We start from the raw sequence: 12409 nt of genomic DNA on the forward strand, positions 1-12409 counted from the left end.
GAAAGTAGTTGGGGGTCTCCCCCTGTGAGGATAGGACGTTGCCAGGCCAACGCGAAAGACGATCGAGCATCCGCTCGGTCGTCTTTTTTATAGATTTTATTTATAATTTTGCTTCCTTTGCGGTATATATAATCTATTCCCGAACATTAAGAACGGAAAGCAAATGGAACGAACACAATTCTGAACTTTCTGAACATCGTGAATTGAATTGCACTTTCGAGCTATACCTGTTACCATTACAGAAATATTTCGAAACAAAGATTCGGGTCCGATAGAGAAAGGGGCAATCGATTTTTATGTGGGAAAACAAGTTTGCAAAAGAAGGATTAACATTTGATGACGTCTTACTCGTACCGCGCTTTTCAAATGTCTTGCCAAGAGACGTGAATTTAAGCACTAAACTTTGCGAAGGTCTTGAGTTAAATGTTCCAGTCATCAGTGCTGGTATGGATACTGTCACAGAAGCACCGATGGCCATTGCGATGGCGCGTCAAGGCGGCTTAGGAGTCATTCATAAAAACATGTCGATGGAGATGCAGGCTGAACACGTCGATCGCGTTAAACGCTCAGAGAACGGCGTCATCACGAATCCGTTCTATTTGACGCCGGAGCGTCAAGTGTACGATGCAGAGTACTTGATGAGTAAATACCGTATCTCGGGAGTCCCGATCGTCAATTCAGAAACCGAGCGTAAATTAATCGGAATTTTGACAAACCGTGACCTTCGTTTCATTAAAGATTATTCGACGGTGATTGCAGATGTCATGACGACGGAAAACCTTGTTACGGCAAAAGTAGGGACGTCACTTGAAGAAGCTGAGCGCATCCTTCATCAACATCGAATTGAGAAATTGCCGCTCGTCGACGATTCAGGCGTGTTGAAAGGTCTCATTACGACAAAAGATATTGAGAAAGTCGAACAGTTCCCACATGCTGCAAAAGACAAACAAGGTCGTTTGCTCGTCGCAGCTGCCGTTGGTGTCACGAAAGATGCCGCATCACGTGCTCAAATTCTTGTTGATGCAGGTGTCGATGCATTAGTCGTTGATACGGCTCACGGACACTCAGCCGGTGTCATCGAGAAAGTGAAAGAACTTCGTGACATGTTCCCGACGCTTCCAATTATCGCTGGAAACGTGGCAACAGCTGAAGCGACACGAGCTTTGATTGAAGCCGGGGCATCGGTCATTAAAGTCGGGATTGGTCCAGGATCAATCTGTACGACACGTGTTGTCGCCGGTGTGGGTGTCCCACAAATCACAGCAGTATATGATTGTGTCACGGAAGCTAGAGAACACGGTGTCACAGTTATCGCTGATGGCGGAATCAAGTACTCTGGTGATATTGTGAAAGCTATCGCAGCTGGAGCTCATGCCGTTATGCTTGGTAGCCTTCTCGCAGGTGTGAAAGAGAGCCCAGGAGAGATGGAAATCTATCAAGGTCGTCAGTTCAAGACGTACCGTGGAATGGGTTCTGAGGCTTCGATGAAACGAGGCAGCCAAGATCGCTATTTCCAAGAGGCCGATAAAAAGTTCGTACCAGAAGGTATTGAAGGACGCGTCGCTTATCGTGGTGAACTAGCCGATACTGTCTATCAACTCATCGGTGGCCTTCGTTCTGGAATGGGTTATTGTGGGGCTGCCGATATCCGTGCACTACGTGAGGACACTCAGTTTATCCGCATGACTGGGGCTGGGTTGCAAGAAAGTCACCCTCACGATGTCCACATCACTAAAGAAGCTCCAAACTATTCACGCTAAACAACAAGCCGTTGTCTCTAAATTAGAGGCAACGGCTTTTCGCTATCATTTTTTTGACTTGGCCACGAGAATGACAGTACCACCATCGTCCTGTGCAGGTAAGCTGACGGTCACTTTCCCATCTCGTTTGACGACGTAATGACGTCCGCTATAGCGGTCGACGAGCGTCGTTTTATGCTTGAGTTTTGTCTGGAACGTGATCGTTCGTTTGGCTTCTGTCGTGTTCAAGGCCACGAGAACAGAGTCTTTGCCGTGCTTCCGTTCAAAGACAGAGTATCCAGTGGCAGAACCACCAGCAACGACGGCACGCGTTCCTTTACTAAATACTTTTGAATAGTCGGCACGAATATTGAGTAGCTTTTGGTAATGCGTATGCATCGCTTTACCTTCTCCTTTGACTCGTTTCCAGTCGAAGTCATAACGGTTTTCATTGAACTCGCCCTTATCCATATCCAACGCATGTTTTCCGGACTGTCCAACCTCTTCACCATAGTAGATGACAGGCTGTCCTTTCGCCGTCATTTGAAGCGAGGCGGCGACCATATGCTTCCCTTCATCGCCTCCAGCACGTGATACGAGGAAACCGTCCTCGTCATGGCTGCTAAGGAATTGTCCGAGTGTCGCTTCATTCGAGAGTTGCGTGTTGCGATATTGAAGCGCGCTCTCGACATCATCAATGTTCCCGTTGATGAAACGTTCGGCCTGATACTTGAAATCAAAGTCGAGAAGTGAGTCCATCTGGCCACTCTGTAAGTAACCACCCGTGTTGTTCACACTTGCCCCATAATGTTCGCCAATCATTTTGAAATCTGGTTTGAGGGCCGTCAATTCGTTTTTGAACGACTTCCATGTTGTAGAGTCGACGTGTTTGACCGTGTCGACGCGGAAATAATCGATGGTGTTTCCTTTTTTCGTTTTCGAGCGTTTAATCCAATCCGTCTGCCATTTGACGAGTTGTTCACGGACGGCAGCCTCTTCGGTCTTAAAGTCCGGTAATCCGGAAAGAGACATCTTCAAGTCATCGCCATCGACCGGATTCGAACGAATCATGCCGTCGAACGCTTTGCGCTCTTGATCGGTTGGGAAGTTTGTGGCGCCCGTGTCTACAGCTCCTGGTTCCATCCCGTAGCCAGGGTGGTTCAAGACGACGTCGACCATAATCTTAATACCGCGAGCATTCGCTTCGTCAATCAGACGATGGAATGCTTTCATATCGCCGAGATGCTCATCGAGTTTTTCGAAGTTTTTCGCCCAGTATCCATGATAGCCATACTGTGATCCATCTTTACCATAGCGAAGATCCCAATCGATATTATCGACAATCGGTGTAATCCAAATCGTGTTGATGCCTAGTTTATCCAAGTAGTCGAGTTTCTTCGTCACACCGGCAAAGTCGCCGCCGTGATACGACTCAAGATGATCTTGGTCATAGTATTCACCGTTCGGGTTATTGTTCGTTTTATCCCCATCGTAGAATCGGTCGGTCAGCATGAAGTAAATCCGTGCCTCATCCCAATCGAACTCTTGCTTGTCCTTCATCGAGACCGGTCGGACCGTTAACGATGTTTTCGTTTTATGGACGTTACCGTATTGGTCAATCGCCGTAATCGTTAAGAATTTATTGCCCGGTTTGACGGTATCTTTGACTGCAATCGTCTGTTTGTTGAGGGCCGGGTCGACTTCTAGTTTAGCCGGTCCACCCAGAGGACGTGCATCGATGAACAGTTGACGCAGCTTGACGCCTTTCGGCAACGTCGGCTTCACCTGGACGACCGCGTTTTCTCGAGAACTGAGGGCTTTCGGTGCCACGCTTGCCGCCAGTTTAACGTTTGGACGACGATACTCGACGCTCGAAGCCTCGAAGTAAGGATCCTTCACTTCGGTCGTGACGCCATCTTTTGTGACAAGGAACGTATAATCATGTTTCCCTTCCGGTAATTTGACCGTATGGCGGAACCATTCATTTTTGGCTTCGTACGTCATCGGGTACGTCGTGCCATTGACTTTCAATGCGACACTGTCGATTTCATCGAGTTGTCCCGCTTCATACAACGCTTTGTCACGGTAGAAGAACGTGACGGCACCATCTTCAAACAAGGGTCCTTGAATCGTCGGTACTTGATGGAACGTCCCTTTGCCGCTCTCGACGACGACTTTCGTCACCCGGTCGCTTCCCAATTTGACATAGCGGTCTTCCCCGTAGCCATCTTTCACGGCCCAATCCGTGCCCTTGCGGATGACAAAGCCTACATTGGTCGCATCTTTTCCGACTGGGATTCGGAAGATGGCGCCATCTTCGGTGATTTTATACGGGTCAACTTGACCGTCTTTGGCACCCGTGCTCCACGTCCATAAATTCCAGTCCGTGTAATCGTTGTCGGCCCGGACGTACAACATTTCGATGTAGCGTTGTGTTTTCCACGGATCGGCGATTTCAGTGATGGTTTTAAATGACGTCGTCAATGCCGGTAACGTCGTGTTCGACAGGTTGCCTTTCACGGCGTCCGCGGGAAGGGTCGCGGTATACGTTTGATTCAAACTTAGTGCTTCGGTCGGTGTGACAGTCACTGTTGATCCACTCGCTTCAGCCGTGAACGGTACAGCTGTCTCGCCATTCATCAAGCTGATGTTCGAAGCATCTAACGACACAGGTTCATTGAACGTCCATGTGATTGGGGATTTGATGTCCACTTGTTCCGATTGATTGGCCGGCGTGACCGCTGTCACTTCGAGTTGACTGACCGTCTCGACACCGCTCAACGTGAAGGCTGGGCTATATACCGATTGTGTCGACGGAGTCGCCGAAACATTCCAACTATCGGCGACTTTATTGGCCGCATTGCTTGGAATCGTGTCGAACGCACCGTGCTCGGTAGCGTTATTCCCGCTGAGTACCGTGAGGACCCGAACGGTATCATCATTGCTTAGACCAAGCAGGGACAATGGAATTTTGCCTTCAAAGCCTTTCGTGCGATCAATGGCAAACGAGGCGCCGTTTAAGTTGCTCAAGTTTGCGAGCGGCGTGGATTTTCCTGCTTCATACAGAGCGGCTTCTTTTACTGACGTGTCGCCATCGACGCGAAGTAAAATATGATACTGTGGTTTTTTATCAGTTTGGCTGAAGTTGAACGGATGGCCGAGCGGGTTTGTCGCTACGCCTGAATCTTGTTCATTGATTTGGAGGGCGATATTTATGTACTGACCATTGTCGCCCCAGTTCGGGACGTTGTTCGCATCCACATAAAAGTAAAGGTTACGCGCATCGTTCTGCAGATAGACGTCTCCTAAATCGAATCCTTGCCAACCCGCCTGTGGGGATGTGGCGAGCGCTGGCGTGTTCGCCCAATCCGTTTTTAAGCCATCAATCGAGATTGTCGCAGGCTCGGCCAATGCGTTCATCGGAACGCCGGCTTGGATGAGGAGAACGGATGATAAAAGTAACGTGGTCGTCTGTCGTGCCGTTTTCTTCTTCATAAAGCACCTCTTTCATGGAATGTGTCGTCTACAGGGCAACGAATTGTCAAAATTGTGCAAACGGTTTCAGGAATAGTTTAGCTGAATATGTAAGCGCTCACAATATTTTTTTTGAAAAATAATAAAAACGCCTATCGATTAGAGAGGCGTTTGGTTCACGAAGTGTCCTTTGACAATCAAACGTTCGGTCGCATCGAACGTGCATGTGACGAGTGTAATCGTTGGTTCTGTTGTCGGGTCGAGCACGTCGACCCGTGTCGGGGGAACGGTCTCAAGCGAAATGACCTCGTATTCGAACGTATGTGTCATGTCGGTCAAGTAGATGGACATGCCGACGTCGATGATGTGAAGCGGACCGAACAAGGCGGTCGGGCTTTGCGTGTAGTGGCCCGCGAGTGCATAGTTTCCAGTTCCCATTCGTTGGTCCGGGTCCATCGTTCCAGCCCCGACAGCCAAGTTCTCATTGTCGAGCCCGTATAAGATTGGGAGCTCGAGGTCGATTTCTGGAATCGAAATGAGGCCGACGGTCGGTAAATCATGAAATCGATTGCGCACGGTGAGAAGTTGTTCCCATGATAACGGCTCGACGTTTGAAAACTCAAATTCACCGGTTTCTGGCTGTTTCGGTTGAATTTCGGCGGTCACTTGTTGACTGTTCCATGCCGTGAGTTGGTCTTTCCACCACGATTCGGATAACAGGAGTGTACCAATTAACAAAAGGAGCCCACCGACGACGTAGCGTGACCGTTTCATCCATCTCTTCCTTTCTCAATGTTCCAACACGACATGAGCGCACTAACGGCAGCTGGTAATGTTTCTTCGGATAAGGCGGCAAATCCAAATAAAAACTGAGGAATCGTGTCGCTTGATTCGATGCGATAGTCTGTCATCGCATTGATTCGGATATTCGAAGCCTCGGCCAATCGTTTCAAGTCTTCACTTGTCGCGCTTGTACGAACAGACAGGACGACGTGAAGGCCGGCGCTCGCCCCCGTGACGGAGACAACCGGTTCATAAGGTTTAAAGGCGGCGATAATGATTTCAAGTTTCCGGCGATATGTCTTCCGCATCCGGTTCAAGTGTTTCTCAAAATCACCGGTCGCCATAAATGCTGCTAACGTATGTTGTTCGAAACGGGGTACGCTACACGTGAAGTGACGATAACGTTCTCGATAGCGATTTAACAGCGGAGGGGGGAGTACCATATAACCGATTCGCAATGAAGGCATCAATGATTTAGAGAATGTGCTCAAATAGACGACTCGCTCGTTTTGATCCATGCTTTGCAAAGAGGGAATCGGTTTGCCGCTATAACGGAATTCACTATCGTAATCATCTTCAATCACATACGTCTGTCGCTCCGATGCCCAGTTGAGCAAGCGTTGACGTCGACTGACAGATAGAATGGTCCCGGTCGGAAATTGATGGGCCGGTGTGACATAGAGGGCATCAATGGATGCTTGCTCCACCAGGTCGACACGGACGCCGCTCTCATCGACAGGAATCGGGATGAACGTCCGCCGTTGATGGGCGAACAGTTGGCGGGTGAGCGGATACCCCGGATCCTCAATGCCGAACGTCGTAGTATCCGGCAACAGTTCTAACAATTGGGGCAACAGCTGCTCGGTTCCCGATCCGACAACGATTTGTTCGGGAGAACAATGCACACCGCGCGAATGGTAGAGATAGGTCGCAATCTCTTGACGAAGGACGAAATCGCCTTGTACAGAGCCAAGTGACAGCAAATCGTGATGTTCTTCCGAGACGACTTGTTTTAAGTGCCGGCGCCAACGTTCGAATGGGAAAGCGGTCGTGTCGATTTGACTCGGATACAAGTCGAACTCATATGTTTTTTTCACCGGGAGCGGTTCGATGACGCTACTGCCGCGCCGGACGTACAGTTCTTCTTGCGGTAACACGTAGAAGCCTTTGCGTGGCAACGACTCGATGTATCCTTCCGCGAGCAGCTGAGCGTAGGCCAGTTCAACGGTCGTTTGCGAGACGTCTAAAAACTCCCCTAGCTTTCGTTTGGACGGAAGTTTCGTCCCGGTGGTGAGGGTGTCATCAACGATGGCTTGTCGAATGTGCAAATAGAGTTGTTCATATAATGGGACGCTCGAGTCAGCCTCGAGCGAGAACGTGAGCATATCCATGATGTGTCCTTTCTGTGGTCAGCCAAAGAAAAAATAGAGCACGAATCCGATGACGAGGAGGAGCGAGACCATTCCCGTTTTTCCGAAAAAGCTGCGCTCCTGCGCGTCGTCACGACTGTTCCATTGATCCATTCCATCATCTCCTTTAATCTTTAAAACATTCGAGAATCGAGAAATGAAGTCCTTTGTTCGAACTGACCACTTTAAAAAATATAAAACTGGCACTTTCAATATAGTCAAATCAATTTATACTTGCAAGTAGACTAGCTTATTGGAGGGGATCCATTTGGAAAAGAGACAAGTAGGGACAGACAAAGTAAAACGTGGTATGGCCGAGATGCAAAAAGGTGGCGTCATTATGGACGTCATCAACGCGGAGCAAGCCAAAATTGCTGAAGCGGCAGGTGCAGTTGCCGTCATGGCACTCGAGCGCGTACCTTCAGATATTCGCAAAATGGGCGGTGTTGCTCGTATGGCCGACCCGACAATCATCGAAGACGTCATGGGTGCGGTATCGGTACCGGTCATGGCGAAGTGCCGGATCGGTCACATCGCTGAAGCACGTGTCCTTGAATCAATGGGGGTTGATTTCATTGACGAGAGTGAAGTATTGACACCTGCTGACGAAGAATTCCATCTCTACAAACGTGACTACAAAGCACCGTTCGTCTGTGGCGCGCGCGACCTTGGTGAAGCATCACGCCGCATCGGGGAAGGTGCAGCGATGATCCGGACGAAAGGTGAGCCGGGAACCGGCAACATCGTCGAAGCGGTTCGTCACATGCGTACCGTTCAAGCCCAAGTGAAACGCTTGCTCTCGATGAGCATCGATGAAGTGATGACGGAAGCGCGTGACCTGGGTGCCCCGTTTGAAGTACTCATGCAAATCCGTGAAGCAGGTCGCCTCCCGGTCGTCAACTTCGCAGCAGGCGGAATTGCGACACCAGCTGATGCGGCACTCATGATGCACCTCGGAGCGGACGGCGTCTTTGTCGGATCAGGAATCTTTAAAGCGGAGAACCCTGAGAAATTTGCCCGTGCCATCGTTGAAGCGACGACATACCATGATGACTATGAGCGCATCGCACACTTGTCGAAAGGACTCGGCGAAGCGATGAAAGGGCTCGACGTCCGCACGCTCAAACAAGAAGAACTCATGGCACCGCGAGGTTGGTAAGATGACCACGATTGGTGTACTCGGAATGCAAGGTGCGATTCGCGAACACGTCCATATGCTCGAAGCACTTGGTGCGAATACGCTCGTCGTCCGCTCGGTCGATGACTTAAATCGAATCGATGGACTCGTCTTGCCGGGTGGGGAGAGCACAGCGATGCGTCGCTTACTCGATCGGTACGAGTTGCTCGAGCCGTTACGTGAGAATGCGGAGTTGCCGATGTTTGGAACGTGCGCTGGTTTGATTTTGCTCGCGACCGAAGTTGAAGGATATGATGCGCACTTGCGTAAAATCCCGATGACGGTCAAACGAAATGCGTTCGGACGACAAGTTGATAGCTTTGAAGTCGATTTGACTGTCAATGGAATCGATGACGCTGTCGAAGCAGTGTTCATTCGAGCGCCGCAAGTCGCATCGGTCGAAGCGAGCGTCGAGGTGCTCGCCGAGGTCGAAGAAGCGATTGTCGCGGTTCGGTATGACAAGTATATGGCCTGCTCGTTCCACCCGGAATTGACGGACGACTTGTCGATGCACCGCTATTTCTTGGACATGGTTGAAGCGACGAAGCGACAACTCGCCTGATTGAAAGGCTCCCTAGCAAATAGGGAGCCTTTTTCATGTGTTTTTTTGCTACACTGTAACGAGATACGTATAGAAAGGGGCAAGACCGTGAGACAAAGATGGATCGGATGGATGCTCGTTTGGGCAATCCTTTTAAATATGATCGTGCCGACGGATGCATCGGCGGCACCTAAAGTTGATGCGACCGGCGCGATGCTCGTGGACATGACGACGGGACAAATCCTGTTCTCACAAGAAGAGGACGCGATGCTCCCTCCGGCATCAATCACTAAGCTGATGACCGCTTTTCTCGTCCGAGAAGCCATCGAAGCGGGTGACCTCAGTTGGAGCCAAGAAGTGACCCCGAGCGACAAGGCGTTGGCGCTGACCCGAAAACCAGGATTGGCTCGGATTCCGCTCGTCAATAAACCGTACACGGTGAAAGAGCTATACGACGTGGCGTTGATTCGTTCCGCGAACGAGGCAGCGGTCACATTGGCCGAGGCCGTCTCTGGTTCGGAAGGGGTATTCGTAAAGAAAATGAACGAACGGGCGACCGAACTTGGCATGACCCAAACGACGTTCGCCAATGCATCGGGACTTGACTCTGTGTCAGCGGGACGTCCAGGGGAGAATTTGACATCGGCCAATGATTTGATGATGCTAGCTTTGGCGTATTTGACGAAGTTCCCGGAAGTGCTCGATGTGACGAAACAAGCGTATGTTGATATCGACGGAGTCCGATTTGAAGCGACGAACCGGATGCTCGCTGGTCGTGATTTAGCCTATCCGGGTATGCTTGGCTTTAAAACGGGCACGACTGACGATGCCGGTTACTGCTTCATCGGCGTGTCGACGCGAGATGGACGTACCGTGCTATCGGTCGTTCTCGGAGCGAAGACCGATCAAGGGCGCTATACTGCTACAAAAGCGCTTCACGACTACGCCTATGGCGATTTCGTCTTGACCCCGATTTTACGGACTGGTGAAATCGTCCCGGCGACGCTCCATGTCGCTGAAGGTACAGTCGAGTCAGCAAAAGTGCGCACGACGTCAGCCTTTGAAGTACTCGTCGAAAAAGGACAGGATGTACCTGAACCGACTTACGATCTTCCGGATACGAAAGCCCCAATTGCGGCCGATCAACAGGTCGGGACCGTCACCATCGAGCCTTCCGGAAGCGTCCGGTATCTAGATGGTGAACTTCCACCTAAAGGAACGCTCGTCGCGGCCGAACCGGTCGAGATGGCATCGTTTTTGACACGTATGACGCGTGCCTTCTCCGACTTTTTAGATGAGATTCGACTCGTGCTCGGAAAACTGAGTCTTGTCGATAGAGTTGAGATGTTGTAAAGTAAAACTAATTCAATGACAGATGCAATGATGGGGAAAAGTACGTTACGGTCATCTACTGACAGAGAGCTAGTGGTTGGTGCAAACTAGTGGGATGATGTAACCGAATCGGCCTCGGAGCATTGGCTTGGAAACAAGTCACGTTACGCACACGTTACGTGCATCGAGTGGCCCGATTTCGGGCAACGAGGGTGGCAACGCGGATCCAAGGTGGTTCGTCCCTTTCCTACGGGAAAGGGGCGTGCCACCTTTTTATGTGAAAAAAGGAGGAATAACGAATGTTAGACATTAAACGATTACGTTCAGATTTTGAAGAGATTAAAACGAAGCTAGCTCATCGCGGCGAGGATTTGAGTGCGCTTGACCGTTTCCCGGAGTTGGAAGAGAAACGCCGCAACTTGATCAATGAGGTTGAAGTGAAGAAAGCGAAACGAAATGAAGCGACGAAGCAAATTGCGGAATTGAAACGCAACAAACAAGATGCGGATGCACCGATTCTCGAGACACGTCGCCTCGGGGACGAAATCAAATTGCTCGATGAAGAGTTGCGTGAAGTCGAGGCCGAATTGAACTTGATTCTCCTCAGCATCCCGAACATCCCGCACGAATCAACGCCGATTGGAGAAACGGAAGATGATAACGTCACGATTCGCGAAGTCGGAACAAAACCGACGTTCGAATTCGAACTCAAACAGCATTGGGACGTCATGGAAGATTTGAAAATCGTCGATGTGGAACGAGCGGGTAAAGTGACAGGTAGCCGGTTTGTCTTTTATAAAGGTCTCGGCGCCCGTCTCGAACGTGCCCTCATCAACTTCATGATGGATATGCATGCCGATGAACATGGCTATTCTGAGGTGCTCCCTCCTTATATGGTCAACCGCGACGCGATGACCGGGACGGGACAACTTCCTAAATTTGAGGAAGACGCATTCAAAGTGGCGGATACGAACTATTTCCTCGTACCGACGGCAGAAGTTCCGGTAACGAACATGCACCGTGACGAGATTATCACGGAAGACCAACTTCCAATCACGTATACGGCGTATAGCGCTTGTTTCCGTTCAGAAGCGGGATCAGCCGGACGCGACACGCGTGGGCTCATTCGTCAGCATCAGTTCAACAAAGTCGAGCTCGTCCGGTTTGTGAAACCTGAAGAGTCTTATGAACAACTCGAACTCTTGACGGGCCACGCTGAAGAAGTGCTTAAGCGTCTCGGTCTCCCATATCAAGTGCTCAGCATGTGTACGGCCGATCTCGGCTTCACGGCTGCGAAGAAATATGACATCGAAGTGTGGATGCCGGCGCAAGGGATGTATCGTGAAATCTCATCTTGTTCGAACTTTGAAGACTTCCAAGCACGCCGGGCCGGAATCCGTTTCCGTCGCGAAGCGAACGCAAAACCGGAATTCGTCCACACGCTTAACGGTTCTGGCCTCGCAGTCGGACGGACCGTCGCTGCGATTTTAGAGAACTTCCAACAGGCAGACGGTTCAGTCGTCATTCCGGAAGTATTACGTCCATATATGGGCGGTATCGAGAAAATTGAAATGCCTCAGTAATGAACAAACCAGCCCGTCTGAAACGTATCGTTCAGGCGGGATTTTTTTTGGTTTTTTTTAATGTTTTTTCACAAAAGGGTTTGACATCTGTCTGCCAAGTTGGTACTATAAATCATGTCGAGCGAGATGTTTGCTCACCAATTGTATATGAGCTTTGGAGGTGTACCCAAGTGGTTTAAGGGAACGGTCTTGAAAACCGTCAGGGGTGTAATAGCCTGCGTGGGTTCGAATCCCACCACCTCCTCCATTTTTATTTCTGGAGGCTCAACAATTTCATACTTTTTTGGAGGTGTACCCAAGTGGTTTAAGGGAACGGTCTTGAAAACCGTCAGGGGTGTAATAGCCTGCGTGGGTTCGAATCCCACCACCTC

Annotated in this window: 8 protein-coding genes, 2 tRNA genes and 1 other annotated feature; of the genes, 7 read left to right on the forward strand and 3 right to left on the reverse strand. The window is 50.1% G+C overall.

Features of this window, described 5'->3' with window-relative positions; translation table 11 throughout:
• The first annotated feature begins 296 nt into the window (after positions 1–296).
• Entirely contained in the window at positions 297–1760 is a 1464-nt protein-coding gene (gene guaB, locus KNP68_RS14735; RefSeq protein WP_021066750.1) for an IMP dehydrogenase, read from the forward strand.
• A 45-nt stretch (positions 1761–1805) separates the two neighbouring features.
• Here the strand turns inward: guaB and KNP68_RS14740 are convergent, their stop codons facing one another.
• The 3 genes from KNP68_RS14740 to pdxR form a co-directional block, all read right to left on the reverse strand.
• On the reverse strand, positions 1806–5234 hold the full coding sequence (locus tag KNP68_RS14740) for an alpha-amylase family glycosyl hydrolase (protein WP_021066749.1): 3429 nt from the start codon (positions 5232–5234) through the stop codon (positions 1806–1808).
• 138 nt (positions 5235–5372) lie between these two features.
• Complete coding sequence (locus KNP68_RS14745) at positions 5373–5987, reverse strand: class A sortase (RefSeq protein ID WP_214800053.1); 615 nt, start codon at positions 5985–5987, stop codon at positions 5373–5375.
• A complete protein-coding gene (pdxR, locus tag KNP68_RS14750; RefSeq protein ID WP_021066747.1) occupies positions 5984–7387 on the reverse strand; it encodes a MocR-like pyridoxine biosynthesis transcription factor PdxR in 1404 nt (467 codons plus the stop codon). The genes KNP68_RS14745 and pdxR overlap by 4 nt, the downstream gene beginning before the upstream one ends.
• A gap of 286 nt (positions 7388–7673) precedes the next feature.
• Between pdxR and pdxS the strand changes: the two genes are divergently transcribed.
• The 6 genes from pdxS to KNP68_RS14780 all read left to right on the forward strand — a co-directional run bounded on the left by pdxS (position 7674) and on the right by KNP68_RS14780 (position 12409).
• Complete coding sequence (gene pdxS, locus KNP68_RS14755; protein WP_021066746.1) at positions 7674–8564, forward strand: pyridoxal 5'-phosphate synthase lyase subunit PdxS; 891 nt, start codon at positions 7674–7676, stop codon at positions 8562–8564.
• Position 8565: 1 nt separating this feature from the next.
• Positions 8566–9144 carry a pyridoxal 5'-phosphate synthase glutaminase subunit PdxT gene (gene pdxT, locus KNP68_RS14760; protein ID WP_214800055.1) on the forward strand — a complete coding sequence of 193 codons (579 nt, stop codon included), beginning with the start codon at positions 8566–8568 and terminating at the stop codon, positions 9142–9144.
• Positions 9145–9231: 87 nt separating this feature from the next.
• Positions 9232–10476, forward strand: a complete 1245-nt coding sequence (locus KNP68_RS14765; RefSeq protein WP_052013678.1) for a D-alanyl-D-alanine carboxypeptidase family protein — start codon at positions 9232–9234, stop codon at positions 10474–10476.
• An 18-nt stretch (positions 10477–10494) separates the two neighbouring features.
• Positions 10495–10702, forward strand: a binding site (T-box leader).
• A gap of 52 nt (positions 10703–10754) precedes the next feature.
• Positions 10755–12038 (forward strand): serine--tRNA ligase, encoded by a 1284-nt coding sequence (gene serS, locus KNP68_RS14770; protein WP_029596449.1) that lies wholly within the window; start codon positions 10755–10757, stop codon positions 12036–12038.
• A 156-nt stretch (positions 12039–12194) separates the two neighbouring features.
• Positions 12195–12285: transfer RNA gene (locus tag KNP68_RS14775), tRNA-Ser, on the forward strand.
• A 38-nt stretch (positions 12286–12323) separates the two neighbouring features.
• Positions 12324–12409, forward strand: a tRNA-Ser gene (locus KNP68_RS14780).

This window comes from Exiguobacterium sp. s50 (assembly GCF_018618175.1).
In the GTDB taxonomy this organism is placed as follows: Bacteria; Bacillota; Bacilli; order Exiguobacteriales; family Exiguobacteriaceae; genus Exiguobacterium; species Exiguobacterium chiriqhucha.